General features: G+C 69.2%; 19 protein-coding genes. 9 read left to right on the top strand and 10 right to left on the bottom strand.

Annotated elements, in window-relative coordinates:
- Window positions 1-88, bottom strand: an 88-nt coding sequence (locus ACZ4EG_RS44950; protein ID WP_467792367.1) for a helix-turn-helix domain-containing protein, incomplete at its 3' end; no start/stop codon positions are given.
- An 83-nt stretch (window positions 89-171) separates the two neighbouring features.
- Here ACZ4EG_RS44950 and ACZ4EG_RS44945 point away from each other — a divergent pair.
- The 4 genes from ACZ4EG_RS44945 to ACZ4EG_RS44930 all read left to right on the top strand — a co-directional run bounded on the left by ACZ4EG_RS44945 (window position 172) and on the right by ACZ4EG_RS44930 (window position 4,545).
- A complete protein-coding gene (locus ACZ4EG_RS44945; protein WP_467794828.1) occupies window positions 172-525 on the top strand; it encodes a hypothetical protein in 354 nt (117 codons plus the stop codon).
- Between the two features lie 169 nt (window positions 526-694).
- Window positions 695-3,049, top strand: coding sequence for an RNA degradosome polyphosphate kinase (locus ACZ4EG_RS44940; RefSeq protein WP_390712138.1), 2,355 nt, complete (start codon window positions 695-697; stop codon window positions 3,047-3,049).
- The gene (locus ACZ4EG_RS44935) at window positions 3,030-4,094 is read left to right on the top strand and encodes a CHAD domain-containing protein (RefSeq protein ID WP_467794827.1); all 1,065 of its coding nucleotides are present in this window, start codon (window positions 3,030-3,032) and stop codon (window positions 4,092-4,094) included. The genes ACZ4EG_RS44940 and ACZ4EG_RS44935 overlap by 20 nt, the downstream gene beginning before the upstream one ends.
- A gap of 16 nt (window positions 4,095-4,110) precedes the next feature.
- Window positions 4,111-4,545, top strand: coding sequence for an NUDIX hydrolase (locus ACZ4EG_RS44930; RefSeq protein WP_467794826.1), 435 nt, complete (start codon window positions 4,111-4,113; stop codon window positions 4,543-4,545).
- Between the two features lie 31 nt (window positions 4,546-4,576).
- Here the strand turns inward: ACZ4EG_RS44930 and ACZ4EG_RS44925 are convergent, their stop codons facing one another.
- On the bottom strand, window positions 4,577-4,750 hold the full coding sequence (locus ACZ4EG_RS44925; protein WP_363300763.1) for a hypothetical protein: 174 nt from the start codon (window positions 4,748-4,750) through the stop codon (window positions 4,577-4,579).
- Window positions 4,751-4,894: 144 nt separating this feature from the next.
- On the opposite strand from ACZ4EG_RS44925, the gene ACZ4EG_RS44920 reads away from it, so the two are divergent.
- Entirely contained in the window at window positions 4,895-5,749 is an 855-nt protein-coding gene (locus tag ACZ4EG_RS44920) for an SCO4651 family lipoprotein (RefSeq protein ID WP_467794825.1), read from the top strand.
- Between the two features lie 94 nt (window positions 5,750-5,843).
- Window positions 5,844-6,020, top strand: coding sequence for a hypothetical protein (locus ACZ4EG_RS44915; protein ID WP_263210300.1), 177 nt, complete (start codon window positions 5,844-5,846; stop codon window positions 6,018-6,020).
- 104 nt (window positions 6,021-6,124) lie between these two features.
- Here ACZ4EG_RS44915 and ACZ4EG_RS44910 read toward each other — a convergent pair whose 3' ends face one another.
- Complete coding sequence (locus ACZ4EG_RS44910) at window positions 6,125-6,463, bottom strand: metal-sensitive transcriptional regulator (protein WP_453561644.1); 339 nt, start codon at window positions 6,461-6,463, stop codon at window positions 6,125-6,127.
- 188 nt (window positions 6,464-6,651) lie between these two features.
- On the opposite strand from ACZ4EG_RS44910, the gene ACZ4EG_RS44905 reads away from it, so the two are divergent.
- Together ACZ4EG_RS44905 and ACZ4EG_RS44900 are read left to right on the top strand one after the other, a co-directional pair.
- A complete protein-coding gene (locus tag ACZ4EG_RS44905) occupies window positions 6,652-7,272 on the top strand; it encodes a DUF47 domain-containing protein (protein WP_171110497.1) in 621 nt (206 codons plus the stop codon).
- A gap of 7 nt (window positions 7,273-7,279) precedes the next feature.
- Window positions 7,280-8,278, top strand: coding sequence for an inorganic phosphate transporter (locus tag ACZ4EG_RS44900; protein WP_453561643.1), 999 nt, complete (start codon window positions 7,280-7,282; stop codon window positions 8,276-8,278).
- A 545-nt stretch (window positions 8,279-8,823) separates the two neighbouring features.
- Here ACZ4EG_RS44900 and pstB read toward each other — a convergent pair.
- The 4 genes from pstB to pstS all read right to left on the bottom strand — a co-directional run bounded on the left by pstB (window position 8,824) and on the right by pstS (window position 12,948).
- Entirely contained in the window at window positions 8,824-9,600 is a 777-nt protein-coding gene (gene pstB, locus ACZ4EG_RS44895) for a phosphate ABC transporter ATP-binding protein PstB (RefSeq protein WP_467794824.1), read from the bottom strand.
- 40 nt (window positions 9,601-9,640) lie between these two features.
- A complete protein-coding gene (gene pstA / locus ACZ4EG_RS44890) occupies window positions 9,641-10,705 on the bottom strand; it encodes a phosphate ABC transporter permease PstA (RefSeq protein WP_467794823.1) in 1,065 nt (354 codons plus the stop codon).
- Window positions 10,702-11,712 (bottom strand): phosphate ABC transporter permease subunit PstC, encoded by a 1,011-nt coding sequence (pstC, locus tag ACZ4EG_RS44885; protein WP_467794822.1) that lies wholly within the window; start codon window positions 11,710-11,712, stop codon window positions 10,702-10,704. The genes pstA and pstC overlap by 4 nt, the downstream gene beginning before the upstream one ends.
- Before the next feature lie 108 nt (window positions 11,713-11,820).
- Window positions 11,821-12,948: a phosphate ABC transporter substrate-binding protein PstS gene (gene pstS / locus ACZ4EG_RS44880; protein ID WP_467794821.1), complete on the bottom strand. Its 1,128-nt coding sequence runs from the start codon at window positions 12,946-12,948 to the stop codon at window positions 11,821-11,823.
- Window positions 12,949-13,294: 346 nt separating this feature from the next.
- Here pstS and ACZ4EG_RS44875 point away from each other — a divergent pair, with 346 nt between their 5' ends.
- Entirely contained in the window at window positions 13,295-14,878 is a 1,584-nt protein-coding gene (locus ACZ4EG_RS44875; RefSeq protein ID WP_467794820.1) for an FAD-binding oxidoreductase, read from the top strand.
- 14 nt (window positions 14,879-14,892) lie between these two features.
- Here the strand turns inward: ACZ4EG_RS44875 and ACZ4EG_RS44870 are convergent, their stop codons facing one another.
- From ACZ4EG_RS44870 to ACZ4EG_RS44860, 3 genes are all read right to left on the bottom strand, one after another.
- Entirely contained in the window at window positions 14,893-15,621 is a 729-nt protein-coding gene (locus ACZ4EG_RS44870; RefSeq protein WP_453561636.1) for a phosphatase PAP2 family protein, read from the bottom strand.
- A gap of 221 nt (window positions 15,622-15,842) precedes the next feature.
- The gene (locus ACZ4EG_RS44865) at window positions 15,843-16,787 is read right to left on the bottom strand and encodes a C40 family peptidase (RefSeq protein WP_467794829.1); all 945 of its coding nucleotides are present in this window, start codon (window positions 16,785-16,787) and stop codon (window positions 15,843-15,845) included.
- A gap of 147 nt (window positions 16,788-16,934) precedes the next feature.
- Window positions 16,935-17,708: a trypsin-like serine peptidase gene (locus ACZ4EG_RS44860; protein WP_467794819.1), complete on the bottom strand. Its 774-nt coding sequence runs from the start codon at window positions 17,706-17,708 to the stop codon at window positions 16,935-16,937.
- Between the last annotated feature and the right edge of the window lie 115 nt (window positions 17,709-17,823).

Below are 17,823 nucleotides of genomic sequence, written 5' to 3'. Positions count from 1 at the left end.
CGCAGCCGAACGTGCGCGACAGCTCATCCGCCTGCTCGCCCGTGGGGTAGAAGCGGTACTTGAAAGCCCGCTTCACCTGCCTCGTCATACCTCACATTCTAACGGCTCCCATGTGAGCAGGCGACGCCGGTCCGCCTGGCGGCGAACCGGACGACTGGACCTTCACTGACGGTGGCGTACGCCCTGTGCGCCCTCGCGGTCGGCACGCTCGCCGCGCTGCTGCTGCGCCGCACCCTACCCGCGCTGGGCACCGCCTTCGCCGCGATGTGGCTGCTCAACCTCCTGCTGGAGCTCCACCGCGAGGACCTGTGGCCGACGGTCACCCGGACCTCCCCGAAGCGGTTCGAGCTGCCCAAGGACGTCTGGCAGGTGAACCAGGGACGGAACGCCGACGGCTACTTCGCCGTCTACCACCCCCAGTCCCCCTACTGGCCCCTCCACCTGGCGGAGACCGGCATCGTCCTCGCCCTTGCGGCCCTCGCGACCACGGCGGCCTATGCCGTGCTGCGCCGTAGGGCCGTATGAGACCGGCGGACGCGTGTACGTCCCTCCACGGGGGGAGGGACGTACGCGCCGCCACCTTCGGGCTCGTACGGGAACCCGGTCGGCGTAGACGCCCGGGAGCCGCTCCCACATATCCCGCACGCCATGTCTCCGTAACCATCGGTTCAGACGAACTTGCGACGCTCAGCCAATGAAGCCCGCCGTGCCAGAGCCTTCCCCGCCTCCCGAGGGGTCCGGGGAAAACGGGGCCGTGACGCTCCCACCCGCACGTTCCGACGCGCCCGTCTCGCTCGTGGCGCGGAACAATGGGTTTATGAGCCAGTCAGACACCCAGGCACAGGTCCAGCACGCGCAGCCCTCCGTGGGCTCCATAGCCGCGCACCGCCCGCACACCGTGGCTGGCGCGGTCTCCGACCTGGAACCCGACATCGATGCCGACCTCGACGCGTACGAGGAGTCGAAGGTTGAAGGGGTCCAGTTGCCGCAGGGTCGTTTCCTCGACCGGGAGCGCAGCTGGCTCGCCTTCAACGAGCGGGTCCTCGAACTGGCCGAGGACCCGAACACGCCCCTTCTCGAACGAGCGAATTTCCTGGCGATCTTCGCCAGCAACCTGGACGAGTTCTTCATGGTCCGGGTGGCCGGTCTGAAGCGCCGAATCGCGACGGGCGTCGCCACCCGCTCCGCCTCCGGGCTCCAGCCCCGTGAGGTGCTGGAGATGATCTGGGCCCGCTCCCGCGAGCTCATGGCCCGGCACGCCGCCTGCTACCACGAGGACGTCGCCCCCGCCCTCGCGGAGGAGGGCATCCACCTGGTCCGCTGGAACGAGCTGACCGAGAAGGAGCAGGCGCGCCTCTTCACGCTCTTCCGGCACCAGATCTTCCCGGTCCTCACGCCTCTCGCGGTCGACCCGGCGCACCCCTTCCCGTACATCTCCGGTCTGTCGCTGAACCTGGCCGTGGTCGTACGGAACCCGGTCAGCGGCCACAAGCACTTCGCCCGGGTGAAGGTGCCGCCGCTGCTGTCCCGCTTCCTGGAGGCCGCCCCCGGCCGGTACGTCCCCCTCGAAGACGTCATCGCCGCGCACCTGGAAGAGCTCTTCCCGGGCATGGAGGTGCTGGAGCACCACGCCTTCCGGCTCACCCGGAACGAGGACCTGGAGGTGGAGGAGGACGACGCCGAGAACCTGCTCCAGGCCCTGGAGAAGGAGCTCATGCGGCGCCGCTTCGGGCCGCCGGTGCGCCTGGAGGTCGAGGAGTCCATCGACCGCGAGGTCCTCGACCTGCTGGTGCGCGAGCTGAAGATCGGCGAGGCCGAGGTCTATCCGCTGCCCGGCCCGCTGGACCTCACGGGTCTGTTCCGCATCCACGGCCTGGACCGCCCCGAGCTGAAGTACCCGAAGTTCGTCGCGGGCACCCACCGCGACCTGGCGGAGGTCGAGTCGGCCTCGGCGCCCGACATCTTCGCGGCGCTGCGCAGCCGGGACGTACTGCTGCACCACCCGTACGACTCCTTCTCGACGTCCGTGCAGGCCTTCCTGGAGCAGGCGGCCGGCGACCCGGACGTCCTCGCGATCAAGCAGACCCTGTACCGGACCTCCGGCGACTCCCCGATCGTGGACGCGCTCATCGACGCCGCCGAGTCCGGCAAGCAGGTCCTCGTCCTGGTGGAGATCAAGGCCCGCTTCGACGAGCACGCCAACATCAAGTGGGCGCGCAAGCTGGAGGAGGCCGGCTGCCACGTCGTGTACGGCCTGGTCGGTCTGAAGACCCACTGCAAGCTGTCCCTGGTGGTCCGTCAGGAGGGCGACACGCTGCGCCGGTACAGCCACGTCGGCACCGGCAACTACCACCCGAAGACCGCCCGGCTCTACGAGGACCTGGGCGTGCTGACGGCGGACCCGCAGGTCGGCGCGGATCTCTCCGACCTGTTCAACCGGCTGTCGGGCTACTCGCGCCGGGAGACGTACCGCCGTCTGCTGGTCGCGCCCAAGTCCCTGCGCGACGGCCTGATCTCGCGGATCAACAAGGAGGTCCAGCACCACCGTGCGGGCCGTCCGGCGTTCATCCGCATCAAGGTCAACTCGATCGTCGACGAGGCGCTCATCGACTCGCTCTACCGCGCGTCGCAGGCGGGTGTGCCGGTCGACGTGTGGGTGCGCGGCATCTGCGCGGTGCGCCCGGGCGTCCCCGGCCTGTCCGAGAACATGCGCGTACGGTCCATCCTCGGCCGCTTCCTGGAGCACTCCCGGATCTTCGCCTTCGGCAACGGTGGCGAGCCCGAAGTGTGGATCGGCAGCGCGGACATGATGCACCGCAACCTCGACCGCCGGATAGAGGCCCTGGTACGGGTCACCGACCCGGCCCACCGGGCGGCCCTGAACCGACTGCTCGAAACCGGAATGTCCGACACCACGTCCTCCTGGCACCTCGGCCCGGACGGCGACTGGACCCGGCACGCGACCGACGCGGACGGCCAGCCCCTGCGCAACGTCCAGGAGATGCTCATAGACGCCCGGAGGCGCCGGCGTGGCACAGCAACACCTTGACCCGAGGGACCCCACCACGACCGGGGTCGTGACCGGGGACGCGCTCGCACGTTATCTGCGCGCCCAGGCCACGGAGTTCCTCCGTGCCCTGCGGCTGCACCGGGAGACCGGGGCGGCCGCGACCGCGGAGGAGACCGTCGACGCGGCACGCGCCCTGCGCCGCTCGGCCCGCCGCATCAGTGGCAGCCTGCACACCTTCCGCCCGCTCCTCGACTCCGACTGGTCCGAGGAGATGCGCCCCGAACTTGCCTGGCTCTCGGGGACGTTGGGGCTGGAGCACGCCTACGAGGCCCGGCTGGAGCGGCTGCTGCTCGCGCTGCACCGGCTGTCGGGGTCGACGGCGTTTCCCGCACAGGCCGTCGACCCGACCGCTGCGAACGCGAGCGGCCGCGGTGTCACGGTCACGGCCGTCCCGGAACGCGGCAACCTCACCGTGGGCGCCGCGAAGGCCGGTGCCCTGCTCGAACGCCAGCTCACCCTCGCCCGGACCCGCGCCCACTCCACGGCCCTCCAGGCCCTCGGCTCCTCCCGCTTCCACGCGGTCGCCGACAAGGTCGCCGTACTCGCCAGCGAGGTCCCGCTCACGCCCGCCGCGGCCACCACCGATCTGCGCCCGGCGGCCGCCGCGGCCGAAGAGCGGCTCACCGCCGCGATCGCCGGCCTGCCCCTGGTCACCGCCGGCCATCCGTACAACGCGGAGGCCCTGATCCACGGCCTGTCCCCGGACCCGTCCCCGCACCCCCAGGACGGCCCCTGGCACCAGGTCCGCCTGCTGCTGCGGCTGCACCGCTACGCCCGCGAGGTCCTCCTCGGGCCCGGTGCCCCCGTGGACGTACGGCTCCTCGCGGCGGGCCAGGCCCTGAACCGGCACCGGGACGCCTCGGAGGCGGCCGCGGCGGCGGCCCAGGCGGCGCGCACCCCGCGCATCGCCCCGGCGACGGCGTACGCCCTCGGTGTGCTGCACGCCGACCAGCGGCACGAGGTGGAGGCGGCGCGGTTCGCGTTCCAGCAGTCGTGGCAAAAACAGGTGGTCAGCGCACCCTGACCCTCCCGAGGAGGCGGTGAGAGCACCGGTGACGCACGCGAAGGAAACCATCGTCCAGGCCGCGGGCTGCGTTCTGTGGCGCCGCTCTCCGGTGGACGGCGACCTGGAGGTCTGTCTCGTCCACCGGCCCAAGTACGACGACTGGTCCCACCCCAAGGGCAAGCTCAAGCGCGGCGAGGACCCGAGGGCGGGTGCGCTGCGCGAGGTCGCGGAGGAGACCGGCTACGGCGCCGTGCTCGGAGCCGAGCTGCCCGCCCTGCGCTATCTGGCCAACGGCCGCCCCAAACAGGTCCGTTACTGGGCGGCCGAGGCAGGCTCCGGGCGCTTCGTCCCGAACGACGAGGTGGACCGCATCCTGTGGCTCTCCCCCGTCGCGGCCCGCGCCCGGCTGACCCAGCCGCGCGACCGGGACCTGGTCGATGTGCTGCTGCGGCAGCTCGAACACACGTAGAACTCGAACACGCGTAGAACACGCGTGGCGGTCAGCGGTCCGCCGCGTGACCTTCCGCGTCCGTCCGGGCCTGGCTTCTGGCCCGGCGGGCCGGGCCGCGCCAGCCGCAGGTGCAGCGGGCCACGCAGAAGCGGCCCTGTTCGTAGGTCGTCGTGTGGTGTTCCTGCCCCTGTCGGACCCGATCCGGACCGTCCTGCTGTGTCACGTCGACAACGTTACCGGCCTGAGGGTAAAGCGCTCCCATGCCCGCGGTATGCCCTCGGCAGCGCGTGACGGCGGGGCCCTGCTCGTCGTTAGCCGATGCGACAGGGGGCCCGTGACGGACGTACCGGCTGGGGGTAGGCAGGCGATGGATCGGCGGCAGCACAGGCGCTCGGGAGGCACGGTCGCCGCGGTGGGGATCACGCTCGTACTGGGTATGTGCGGGACGGGGTGCTCCGGGAGCGGAGCCGCCGCCGAGGACGTGCGCGGCGCGGTGGATCCGGTCGTCGCGCTGCACCGCGCCGCCGATCTGCTGCGCGAGGCGGGCAGCTCGAAGGCGAGCACGTCGATGGAGATGGCCACCGGCGGCACCCGGGTCACCATCCGCGGCAAGGGTGTCTACGACTACCGCAGACAGCTCGGCCGGCTCACCGTGCAGCTCCCGCAGGACCCGGCGGGGACGGTGGAACACCGGCCCATCACGGAGCTCCTCGCCCCGGGCGCGCTCTTCATGAAGAACCGGGGCGCCGGGGTGCCCGCCGACAAATGGGTCCGGGTCGAGACCGCGACGCTCTCCGACGGAAACCTGGTGACGGGCGGGGCGACGGATCCGTACGCGGCCGCGGAGCTGCTGCGCGGGACGCGCACGGCGACCTTCGTGGGGCGGACCGAGGTGGGCGGGACGGAGGTGCGGCACTTCCGGGGCACCGCCGATCTCGGCACGGCGGCCAGGACGGCCTCGGCGGGCAACCGGGACGCCCTGGCGGCGGCGGCGAAAGGGTTCGCCACGGCCCGTGTACCGTTCGACGCCTACCTCGACGACCAGGGCCGCATCCGCAAGCTCAGACAGCACTTCAGCTTTGTCAACGGGGAAGGGAAGGCCAACGTGGCGGTCGCCTCGACGACGCTGCTGTACGACTTCGGGGCCCCCGCGGAGGTACGGCTGCCGCGCGAGAAGGACATCTACGCGGGCCGCATCGCCGAAAACCAGCCAGAGAACTAGCCGGTAACCATCTCGCGAATTAGCCCGTCCGTGCCATGCGCGGTGTGTAGACCACTGCCTACTCTAGGAAGTCGGTGACGGCAGAGAAGAGGTGATGCACGTGGCTCCGGTCGGCGGTACGGCAGTTCAGGACCACGTGGCCCTCGCCGAGATCGAGCTGTGCGGAGACCTGATCATCGCGGCCTCGGCCGCCCACGAGGACCGGCTCAGCCTTGAGAGCATCGACGAGGTGCTGAAAGTGGCCCAGGAGCGTGACACCTCCGGCGAGTAGGCCGGGTGTCCCACGGGCGGGTGGGGGGACCGCCCGCCCGGTGACTCCTCCTGTCCCTTGCTTGTCCCGTACGACGTGTCCCGTACGACTTGCCCTGTACGAGGTCAGGTGCGCAGCAGGCGCCCGATCGCCTTGGTCGCCTCGTCCACCTTCGCGTCGATCTCGTCTCCGCCCTTGACGGCCGCGTCCGCGACGCAGTGCCGCAGATGCTCCTCCAGGAGCTGCAGCGCGAAGGACTGCAGAGCCTTGGTGGAGGCGGACACCTGCGTGAGTATGTCGATGCAGTAGACGTCCTCGTCGACCATGCGCTGCAGCCCGCGGATCTGCCCCTCGATCCGGCGCAGCCGCTTGACGTGCTCGTCCTTCTGCTTGTGGTACCCGTGCGTCGCGCCTTGGTGCGCGCCCTCGGAGGGCGCCGTGGCACCGGCCTCGGTGGTCGTCATCGCGTCCTCCAGACATATACCCCTAGTGGGTATATGGTAACGAACTTTGCTGGGTATAGGGCCCTTGGTACGCCCCCGTGATGATCGATCTGTCCGATGGGCGACACTGGAGGACGGCCCGATAGCCGTGGCCGGATGTTGCCTCTAGCATCAGCCTGACCGAAACCGAAGCACCCCGAGGACCCCACGTGCGCTTTCGTCTGACCCCCAGGGAGACGAGCTTCTACGACATGTTCGCCGCCTCCGCGGACAACATCGTCACCGGCTCGAAACTCCTGATGGAACTGCTCGGGGCGGACGCTTCCGCCCGGGCCGAGATCGCAGAGCGTATGCGGGCAGCGGAACACGCGGGTGACGACGCCACGCACGCGATCTTCCACCAGCTGAACTCCTCGTTCATCACGCCGTTCGACCGTGAGGACATCTACTCCCTGGCGTCCTCCCTCGACGACATCATGGACTTCATGGAGGAGGCCGTCGACCTCGTCGTCCTCTACAACATCGAGGAACTGCCGAAGGGCGTCGAGCAGCAGATCGAGGTGCTGGCACGGGCGGCCGAGCTGACCGCCGAGGCCATGCCGCATCTGCGCACCCTGGACAACCTCACCGAGTACTGGATCGAGGTCAACCGGCTGGAGAACCAGGCGGACCAGATCCACAGAAAGCTTCTTGCACACCTCTTCAACGGCAAGTACGACGCGATCGAGGTCCTGAAGCTCAAGCAGATCGTGGATGTGCTGGAGGAAGCGGCGGACGCCTTCGAGCACGTGGCGAACACGGTGGAGACCATCGCCGTCAAGGAGTCCTGAGGCGTCGATGGACACCTTCGCTCTGGTCGTGACCATCGCGGTCGCGCTCTTCTTCACGTACACCAACGGCTTCCACGACTCGGCGAACGCGATCGCGACGTCGGTGTCGACGCGCGCGCTGACGCCGCGGGCCGCGCTGGCGATGGCCGCGGTCATGAACCTCGCCGGCGCCTTCCTGGGCTCCGGCGTCGCCAAGACCGTCAGCGAGGGGCTGATCGAGACACCCGAGGGCAGCAGGGGGATGGGCATCCTCTTCGCCGCGCTGCTCGGTGCGATCACCTGGAACCTGATCACCTGGTACTTCGGCCTGCCGTCCTCCTCCTCGCACGCGCTGTTCGGCGGCATGGTGGGCGCGGCGCTCGCGGGCGGCACGACCGTGCTGTGGAACGGGGTGCTCGACAAGGTCGTCATCCCGATGTTCCTGTCGCCGGTCGTGGGTCTCATCGTCGGCTATCTGGTCATGACGGCGATCATGTGGATCTTCCGGCGGGCCAACCCGCACAAGGCCAAGCGCGGCTTCCGGATAGCGCAGACGGTGTCCGCGGCCGGCATGGCCCTCGGACACGGTCTGCAGGACGCGCAGAAGACCATGGGTGTCGTGGTGATGGCCCTGGTCATTTCCGGACACGAGACCTACGGCGATCCGATCCCGGTGTGGGTGAAGATCGTCTGCGCGGTGATGCTGTCGCTCGGTACGTACGCGGGTGGCTGGCGCATCATGCGGACGCTGGGGCGGAAGATCATCGAGCTGGATCCGCCGCAGGGGTTCGCGGCGGAGACGACCGGTGCGTCGATCATGTTCACCACGGCGTTCCTCTTCAAGGCGCCGATCTCCACGACCCATGTCATCACCTCGGCGATCATGGGCGTCGGGGCGACGAAGCGGGTGAACGCGGTGCGGTGGGGTGTGGCCAAGAACATCGTCATGGGATGGTTCATCACGATGCCGGCAGCAGCGCTGGTCGCTGCGCTGGCCTACGCCGTTGTAAAGCTGGCATTCCTGTAGGGGCGGGGTGTTGGTCCCCGGGGCTCTGTTTCCCACCCACCCGCCCGTCTCGGTCGGCCGAAACGTCGCCCCCCGGGGCGTGGCCGCAGGGCCCGCTGACCAGCCGAGCGAGCCGCCATACCTGGGGGCTCCGCCCCCAGACCCCCGTTTCCCACCCGCCCACCCGTCTCGGTCGGCTGAAAAGTGAGCCCCGGGGCGCGGTCGTGGGGCCCACTCACCAGTCGACCTAGTTCCTGCCCCGCCCACCCGTCTCGGTCGGCTGAGAAATGAGCCCCGGGGTGAGGCCGCAGAGCGTGCCTGCCAGTTGGCCGAGGCCAGGGCCAGCCGTCTTGGGCTGCCGTGAAAGCGCCGTCGGGGCGATGTCGCCGTGCTTGCCTTTTCAGCCGACCGAGTCGGGTGGTGGGTGGGCATAGGCGGAGCCCCAGGAGGCGCGACCGGTGCGTAAGAGGAACGGGCCCGCCCCCGGGAGCCAGGGGCGGGCCCTTTTCCGTCCTCGCGGTGGCACCGCCATGCAGCACCGCGAGGGGTTCTATACCGGCGTCGGCCTAGCCGAAGCGGCCGGAGATGTAGTCCTCCGTGGCCTGGACGGACGGGTTGGAGAAGATCCGCTCCGTGTCGTCGATCTCGATCAGCCGGCCGGGCTGGCCAACGGCGGCGAGGTTGAAGAACGCCGTACGGTCGGAGACACGCGCCGCCTGCTGCATGTTGTGCGTCACGATGACGATCGTGAAGCGCTCCTTCAGGTCACCGATCAGGTCCTCGATGGCGAGCGTGGAGATCGGGTCCAGGGCCGAGCAGGGCTCGTCCATGAGCAGAACCTTCGGCTCCACGGCGATCGCCCGCGCGATGCACAGTCGCTGCTGCTGGCCGCCGGACAGGCCCGAGCCGGGCTTGTTCAGGCGGTCCTTGACCTCGTTCCAGAGGTTCGCGCCCCTGAGCGACTTCTCGACGACGTCGCTGAGCTCGCTCTTCTTGTAGTTGCCGTTCAGCCGCAGCCCCGCCGCCACGTTGTCGAAGATCGACATCGTCGGGAAGGGGTTCGGGCGCTGGAACACCATGCCCACCTCGCGGCGGACCGACACCGGGTCGATGCCGACGCCGTACAGGTCCTCGTCGTCGAGCAGTACCTTGCCCTCGACCCGGCCACCGGGGGTGACCTCGTGCATACGGTTCAGCGTGCGCAGGAACGTCGACTTGCCGCAGCCGGAGGGGCCGATGAAGGCCGTCACCGAGCGGGGCTCGACGGTCATCGAGATGTCTTCGATCGCCTTGTGGGAGCCGTAGTAGGCGGTGAGTCCGCTTACGTCGATTCGCTTGGCCATGTCTACTTCACTTCCAGAAATCAGTCGCTGAGGGGCCGCGTCAGCGACCGGTCTTCGGGGCCTTCCAGCGCGCGATCGCGCGGGCCGCCAGGTTGAGGATCATCACGAAGGCGATCAGCGTCAGCGAGGCCGCCCAGGCCCGGTCGTACGCCGCACCGGAACCCGCGCTGTTCGCGAACTGCTGATAGATGTACAGCGGCAGCGACGACTGCGCACCCTCGAACGGGTTCGTGTTGATGAACGGGTTGCCGAACACGAGCAGCAGCACGGGCGCGGTCTCACCGGCGATACGGGCGACCGCCAGCATGATGCCGGTGGTGATGCCGCCGATGGAGGTCGGCAGGACCACCTTCAGGATGGTGCGCCACTTCGGGACGCCGAGCGCAAGGGACGCCTCGCGCAGCTCGTTCGGGACGAGCTTGAGCATCTCCTCGGTGGAGCGGACCACGACCGGCATCATCAGGATGGCCAGGGCGAGGGAGCCGGCGAAGCCGAACGGCTGCATGTCCCACATCAGCATCAGGCTGAGGATGAACAGACCGGCGACGATCGACGGGATACCGGTCATCACGTCGACGAAGAAGGTGACGGCCTTGGCGAGCTTCCCGCGTCCGTACTCGACCAGGTAGATCGCGGTCATCACACCGATCGGGGCGCCGATCAGGGTGGCCAGGCCGACCTGTTCGAGGCTGCCGATGATGGCGTGGTAGATGCCACCGCCCGGCTCGGTGTCGGCGACCACACCCATGGAGTGGGTCAGGAAGTAGACGTCCAGGACCTTGACGCCGCGCGCGATGGTGACCCAGATCAGGGAGACCAGCGGGACGACGGCAAGGATGAAGGCGACCCAGACGAAGCTGGTCGCGATGCGGTCCTTGGCCTGGCGGCGGCCCTCGACGCGGGCGGCGATGCCGTACGTGCCGAAGACGAAGAGGAGCGAGGCGATCAGGCCCCACTGGATCTTGCTGCCCAGGTCGGCGGCCAGGCCGATGCCGATCCCGAGGGCGGTCGAGCCGCCCGCGATCGCCCACGGCGACCACTTTGGGAGGCTGGCGCCACGCAGCGTGCTGGGGCGCTTGTCGCTGACGACGGCTGCGTGGCTCATGCGTTGGCCCCCGAATACTCCGCGCGGCGGGCGATGATGAGGCGGGCCGCGCCGTTGACCAGCAGGGTGATGACGAACAGGACCAGACCGGAGGCGATGAGCGCGTCACGGCCGAACTGCGTCGCCTCGCTGAACTTGCTGGCGATGTTCTGGGCGAAGGTGCCGCCGCCCGGGTTGAGCAGGCTGCCGTGGATGATGAAGTCCGGGGAGAGCACGGTGGCGACGGCCATCGTCTCGCCGAGCGCGCGGCCGAGGCCGAGCATCGAGGCGGAGATCACGCCGGAGCGGCCGAAGGGCAGCACCGACATGCGGATGACCTCCCAGCGCGTGGCGCCGAGGGCCAGGGCCGCTTCCTCATGCATCTGCGGGACCTGGCGGAAGACCTCACGGCTCACGTTGGTGACGATCGGCAGGATCATGATCGCGAGCAGGATGCCGACCGTGAGCATCGAGCGCGGGGCGCCCTCGTCCCAGCTGAACAGGCCGGTCCAGCCGAAGTAGGCGTTGAGCCAGCCGAAGAGGCCGGTCATGTGCGGTACGAGGATCAGCGCGCCCCACAGGCCGTACACGATGGACGGCACCGCGGCGAGCAGGTCGACCACGTACGCGACCGGTCCGGCCAGCTTGCGCGGCGCGTAGTGCGTGATGAACAGCGCGATCGCGACCGCGACCGGCACCGCGATGAGCATGGCGATGATCGAGGAGACGATCGTGCCGAAGGCCAGCACGGCGATACCGAAGACCGGCGGCTGGAGGTTGGTGTTCCACTCGGAGGTGGTGAGGAAGTTCCCGTGGTCCTTGCTGATGGCGAGGGAGGCACGGTAGGTGAGGAAGACCGCGATGGCGGCCATGATCACCAACAGGAAGATGCCCGACCCACGGGAGAGACCGAGGAAGATCCGGTCGCCGGGTCGGGTGGCGCCACGGGAGACACGCTGCTGCGCGCCCGCGGCGGGCTGTGGGGTGGGGGGAGGTGCGTCTTCAGTGTTCCGTGTAGTTATGTCCATCGGGTTCTCCGGTCTGCGGAGCCATATGAGTTGTACGGCTCCTGGCGGCGGTGCACCGGACGGTGCGGTCCGGTCCCGGTGGGCCGGGGACCGGACCGCACTCCTAGGTCAGCTCAGGCCCTCGATGGTGGTGCGGACCTTCGCGATGATCTCGTCGGGAACCGGCGCGTAGTCGATGCCCGAGAGGACCTTCTGGCCGTCCTCGCTCGCGATGTAGCGCAGGAACGCCTTGGTCGCCGGCAGGGTGTCGGCCTTGTTGCCCTTGTCACAGATGATCTCGTAGGTGACCAGGGTGATCGGGTAGGCGCCCTCGGCCTTGGTCTTGTAGTCCAGCTGGAGCGAGAGGTCCTTGCCGGTGCCGATGACCTTCGCGGCGGCGATGTCGGCGGTGGCGCTCTCGGTGCTGGGGGCGACCGGCTTGCTGGCACCCGTGTTGATGGACACGGCCTTCATGCCGTCCGTGACGTAGGACAGCTCGAAGTAACCGATGGCACCGGCGGTCTGCTTCACCTGCTGGGCCACACCCGCGGACTGCGGGGCAGCCTGGCCGCCCTTGGCCTGCCAGGCCTTGCCGCCGGAGTACTTCCAGTTGTCCGGGGTGGTGGCGATCAGGTACTTGGTGAAGTTGTCCGTGGTGCCGGACTCGTCCGAGCGGTGGAACGCCTGGATCTTCAGGTTGGGAAGCTTCGCGTCGGGGTTCAGCTTCTTGATCGCCGGGTCGTTCCAGGTCTTGATCTTGCTGTCGAAGATCTTGGCGAGGGTCGGCGCGTCCAGAACCAGGTTGTCGACACCCGGGACGTTGTAACCGAGGGCGATCGGGCCGCCGACCATCGGGAGGTCGATGCCCTGGCCGCCGGAGCAGACCTTCTTGGAGGCGGTGACCTCTTCGGGCTTGAGCGCCGAGTCGGAGCCGGCGAAGGCGACCTGGCCCTGGGTGAACGCCGTGACACCGGCGCCGGAGCCGCCACCCTTGTAGTTGATCTGGACGCCACAGGCCTGGGAGAACTCCTTCACCCAGGCGTCGATCGCGTTCTTCTGCGCGGAGGAGCCGTCGGCGAGCAGCTGACCCTTGGCGTTGTCGCACTTGATCGAGCTGGCGCTCGTCGAGGACGAGGAGTTGTCCGTCGTCTTCTTACCGGTGTCGTCGGAGCCGCACGCCGTCAGGGCCAGGGCTCCGGAGACGGCGACAGCACCGAGGGAGATGGCGCGCAGCCGGTTCTTGCGCTGAAGCTTCACTTTCAGGAGTTCCTTCCTGGAGCCGCCACCGTCGGCGGCGTGCGAGGTCGTCTTGAGTGCGCGAGTTCCTGTCAGGGCCGCTCTCCGCACCGTGTACGGCCGAAATTAGGCAGATCAGGTGAAGCCACCGATGGCCATAAGTGAACGGCGGGTGAACCCCTGCCGTCGGCCCGGTAAGGTCACGGAATGCTCACGGGGAGGGCACGTCAAGGTCCCGAAGGCCGGGTTGCATACAGTTGTCCGCGCGGCGCCCCGCCCGAGCGGCGCGCACGTGTATTCGAAGTCGGTGGAACCCTCGGTCCCCCGGCTTCGTCTCGTTCCACGAAAGCCGACGAAAGGCACGGGTATGGAACGGCGCACGTTCATCTCAGGCGGCGCGGCCGCACTGACTGCGGCCGCGACAGCGGGGTGCAGCGGGGGCAAGTCGACTGCCGGCCCCTCGACTGACACGGCCAATGTAGCCGATTCGTCCGCTACGTCCATATCCTCCGGTACGCAAGCCAAGAGCGCTCATGCGGCGGCCGCCGCCAACTGGGCCGGCCTCGCCCGTGACCTCGACGGCCCTCTGGTCCGCCCCGGAGACGCCTCCTGGACGACCGCCCACCAGCTGTACAACACCCGCTTCGACGGTCTGAAGCCCGCGGCGGTCGCCTATGTCACGCATGCGGACGACATCCGCACGACGCTGGCCTACGCCAAGGCCCACGGCATCCAGGTGGCGATACGCAACGGCGGCCACTCCTATGCCGGCTGGTCCTCCGGCAACGGCCGCCTGATCGTCGACGTCTCGAAGCTGAACCGAATACGCGTGAGCGGCGGCCAGGCGGTGGTGGGCGCCGGCTCCAAGCTGATCGACGTCTACCGCGCGCTCACCGCGAAGGGCGTGACGATCCCGGCGGGCTCCTGCCCCACGGTCGGCGTCTCCGGCCTGGTCCTCGGCGGCGGCCACGGTGTCGTCTCCCGTGCCTACGGCCTGACCTGCGACAGCCTGACCCAGGCCACCCTGATCACGGCGGACGGCAAGCAGCTCGTCGCGAACGCCACCACGAACAAGGACCTGTTCTGGGCGCTGCGCGGCGCCGGCAACGGAAACTTCGGCGTCGTCACGGAGCTTCAGTTCAGGACCCACCCCGCGCCGCAGGCCGTCACCGGCTATCTGACCTGGCCGTGGGCGAAGGCGGCGGCGGTCATCAAGGCCTGGCAGGAGTGGGGCCCGAGCCAGCCGGACGAGATCTGGTCCTCCCTGCACCTGGCGAACTCTGCGGGCGGCACCCCGACCGTCTCGGTCGCCGCGTTCTCGCTCGGCACCTACGGCGAGCTCCAGAACGCGGTGGACCGCCTGGCACACCTGGTCGGCGCGAACGCGCGGAGCGTGTCGCTGCGCCGCCGCGGTTACGAGGAGGCGATGGAGATCTACGCGGGCTGTTCCTCCTTCTCCGCGCAGGCCCAGTGCCATCTTCCCGGCTCCACCCCCGGCCGCTCCCCGCAGGGCGCGCTGGGCAGGGAGACGTACGCCGCCCGCTCGGACTTCTTCGACCGCTCCCTGTCCGCGGCCGGCATCCAGACGCTCCTCGAGCAGATGCAGACGGTGCGGGGCGGCTCGGGCAGCATCGCCCTGACGGCCCTCGGCGGCGCGGTCAACCGCGTCTCCCCCACGGCGACGGCCTTCGTCCACCGCCGCTCGCGCATGCTGGCCCAGTACATCGCCTCCTGGCGGACCGGCACTTCGGGCAGCACGGCCCAGTCCTGGCTGACGACGGCGCACGACGCGATGAAGCCGTACGCGTCGGGTGCGGCGTACCAGAACTACACGGACCCGACGCTGAGGGACTGGCGCAAGGCGTACTACGGGGACGCGGCGGCACGCCTGAAGCAGGTCAAGACGAAGTACGACCCGACCCGCTTCTTCACCTACCCGCAGAGCCTCTGAGCTGCCCGCTACCGCTAGGCCGCCAGGTCCCGCTCCTCGGACGCAGCCTGCGTCCGGGCCCCCGGGACCAGCGCCTCGCCGGTCTCGCCGGTCTCGCCGGTCTCGCCGGACGGCGAACGGCGCCGGATCAGCAGCCCCGCCCTGGGCGACCGCGCGACCGCCTTCGTCACCGGCGTGAGCAGGGCCATGGCCGGCGGGGACAGCAGCAGCACAACAGCCGTGCCGAGGGCAAAGCCCCCGACGACGTCCGTCGGATAGTGCACACCCATGTACACCCGGCAGAAGCCCTCGAACAGCGCGAGCCCGATCCCGGCGATCCCGAACCGCCGGTTGGCGACGAACAGCCCCACGCCCAGGGCCATGGTGATCGTCGCGTGGTCGCTCACGAAGGAGTAGTCGGTCTTGCCGGAGACGAGGACCGCGAGACCCTGGTGATCACGGAAGGGCCGGGGCCGCTCGACGAACCCGCGGATGGGCACGTTGACGAGCACGGCGATGGCGGCCGCGAGCGGCGCCCACACGAGCGCGGCCACGGACGACGCCGCCTCGTCCGCGCTGCCGGCCCGCCGGCGGACGGACCACCAGCACCACACCACCAGCAGCACCATGGCGAGCAGCAGCCCGTACTCACCCACGAACTCCATGACCCGGTCGAACCAGTTCGGGGCGCTCTTGGCCAGGCCGTTGATGTCGTAGAGCAGGTCGACGTCAGGGTTCGATCCGGATTCGGCGAGTACAGCCATGGTGCTGCGGCCCCTTCGTCGTTGTTCCGGACGCACCTCACGTGCGCCACTCCTGCCCACCCCCGTGGCTTGTAGGTCCGCTTCCGCTGAGCGTCCGCTCGACCACGTCAACAGGAACGCACGATCCCCGTTGATACGTTCCACACTCCACCGAATGATCACGCAGACGTTATCGAAGAGAGACTCATCGCCGCAGCTCAGGGGGTGGGTTCACAGTCGGTTCACACAGTCGTCGGGAGCGCTTTCGCGCCATCTTCGGTGACGCGGGTGGCGCCGAAATAATCCGGGGTGTCGACCGGATCGAACCTGATCACGGCCCCCGGCCGCGGAGCGTCGATCATGTAACCGCCCCCCACGTACATTCCCACGTGCCGGATGGCCCGGGAGTCGGTGGGGTCGTCCGAGAAGAACACCAGATCACCGGGGAGCAGTTGGTCCCGGGACGGGTGCGGCCCGGCGTTGTACTGATCGTTGGCGACCCGCGGCAGCGTGACCCCCACACTCTCGTACGCGGCCTTGGTCAACCCCGAACAGTCGAACCGCCCACCCTGGTCAGCGGTACCGTTCCCACCCCAGAGATAAGGGGTGCCGAGCTTCTTCTGCGCGTAGTAGATGGCCCCGGCGGCCTGCTCGGAGGGATCGACCCGGGTGGCGGGGGCGGCGAAGCTCTCCTGCAGAGTCGTGATCGTCTTCACGTAGCCCTGGGTCTCCTTGTACGGCGGCACACCCCTGTACTTGATGACCGCGTACGCCCCCGCGTTGTAGGCGGCGAGCATGTTGGCCGACGTGTCGCCGGGCACGTCCTTGACGTACTTCGCGAGTTCGCAGTCGTACGAAGCGGCCGACGGAATCGCGTCATTCGGGTCCCAGACGTCGCGGTCGCCGTCGCCGTCGCCGTCGACACCGTGCGTGGCCCACGTCCCCGGGATGAACTGTGCTATCCCCTGCGCCTCCGCCGGGCTCTTGGCGTTCGGGTTGAAGCCACTCTCCTGGTACAACTGGGCAGCCAGCAGAGCGGGGTTGAGGGCGGGGCACAGGTTGCCCCACTTCTGCACCAGCGCCTGGTAGGCAGCCGGTACCGCTCCCTTGGCCAGCCCGACCCGGCCCCCGCCGACGCCGTTGACGAGGTTCCCGGCGACGATGTACACCCCGACGACGAGCAGCATCACAAAGCTCAGGCCGAGCGCGACCGCGACGCCACCGGCCACCCATACTTTCCGCACGGCTCAACCCTCCCCCATTCAAGCCACGTTCAAGACCGCTTTTGCGTCGCGTCCGGCCGCCCGGCCGGTATTTCGGCCTGTTCGCGACGCTCAGGGATCGGTCACCGCGTCCCGGTACAGCTCCGCCGCCTCCGCGCCCAGCACCACGCTGTAGGAGGTGTCGTCCGTAAACCCGCCCTGCTCGTGCCCGCCGAGCACGCCCACGACCTCGTGGTCCCCGTTCACCCACGGACTGCCGCTGGTTCCTCCGCTGAAGCCGGGGCAGTCGATGCGCTGCTGCGTACTGCTGTGCGCGGAGGGCTTGTTGGTGCAGCTGATGGGCACCTCGTGGGAGTCGGCGTAACCGGTGACGGTCACCGCCGTCGCCCCGGTCGCCATCCCCGTCGCGAAGCGGTTGCCGCCCACGACGTCCTCGATCCGCTTCCCGTCCAGTTCGTCCACGAACGCGAACGCGATGTCGCTGTCCTCGTCCTGCCCTTGGGACCACCCGTCGGGCAGGAACCGCTTCCCGACCTTCCACACCCCGTACGGCGCCCGCCCGTCCCGGTACCCCGGCACGAACACGAGGTCGGAGTCGTCGCCGTGCACGCAGTGCGCCGCGGTGACGATGAGGTTCTGCTGGGCGCTGTGCACGACGGAGGCGGTGCAGAAGTGGTTCCCGGAAAGGTCGTCGGCCTTGTCCGCGCCGAACAGCGCCCCGATCCGCGCGCCGCGCGCGGTGACGGCGGCCACGGCGGTGACCCCGAACGGTCCCGGCCCGTCGTCGGCCGCCGCGACGGAAGCCGAGGTGGCGGCCAGCAACACCATCGCACCACCGAGCAGGACGGGACGCGAGGTACCTGAGATGCGTGAGATGCGCTTCATCAGGCCCCACTTTGTCCCACGAAGGTGAGAAACAGTTCCCGACTTCACTGAGATTTTCCTGTGAACCGCCCTGTCGGCCGCCGGACCACCGCACCCCAGCCGGCTCAAGTCCGGT

It is taken from the genome of Streptomyces sp. NPDC025638 (assembly GCF_055558775.1).
The sequence above is the reverse complement of the archived record's forward strand: the minus strand, read 5'-3'. Positions and strand labels throughout refer to the sequence as shown.

Coding starts and splice junctions, on each gene's coding strand:
- ACZ4EG_RS44940 (WP_390712138.1), top strand. CDS start 695: ATGAAGCCCGCCGTGCCAGAGCCTTCCCCGCCTCCCGAGGGGTCCGGG.
- ACZ4EG_RS44920 (WP_467794825.1), top strand. CDS start 4,895: ATGGATCGGCGGCAGCACAGGCGCTCGGGAGGCACGGTCGCCGCGGTG.
- ACZ4EG_RS44915 (WP_263210300.1), top strand. CDS start 5,844: ATGCACGTGGCTCCGGTCGGCGGTACGGCAGTTCAGGACCACGTGGCC.
- ACZ4EG_RS44910 (WP_453561644.1), bottom strand. CDS start 6,463: ATGACGACCACCGAGGCCGGTGCCACGGCGCCCTCCGAGGGCGCGCAC.
- ACZ4EG_RS44900 (WP_453561643.1), top strand. CDS start 7,280: ATGGACACCTTCGCTCTGGTCGTGACCATCGCGGTCGCGCTCTTCTTC.
- pstB (WP_467794824.1), bottom strand. CDS start 9,600: ATGGCCAAGCGAATCGACGTAAGCGGACTCACCGCCTACTACGGCTCC.
- pstA (WP_467794823.1), bottom strand. CDS start 10,705: ATGAGCCACGCAGCCGTCGTCAGCGACAAGCGCCCCAGCACGCTGCGT.
- pstC (WP_467794822.1), bottom strand. CDS start 11,712: ATGGACATAACTACACGGAACACTGAAGACGCACCTCCCCCCACCCCA.
- ACZ4EG_RS44875 (WP_467794820.1), top strand. CDS start 13,295: ATGGAACGGCGCACGTTCATCTCAGGCGGCGCGGCCGCACTGACTGCG.
- ACZ4EG_RS44870 (WP_453561636.1), bottom strand. CDS start 15,621: ATGGCTGTACTCGCCGAATCCGGATCGAACCCTGACGTCGACCTGCTC.
- ACZ4EG_RS44865 (WP_467794829.1), bottom strand. CDS start 16,787: ATGCTGCTCGTCGTCGGGGTGTACATCGTCGCCGGGAACCTCGTCAAC.
- ACZ4EG_RS44860 (WP_467794819.1), bottom strand. CDS start 17,708: ATGAAGCGCATCTCACGCATCTCAGGTACCTCGCGTCCCGTCCTGCTC.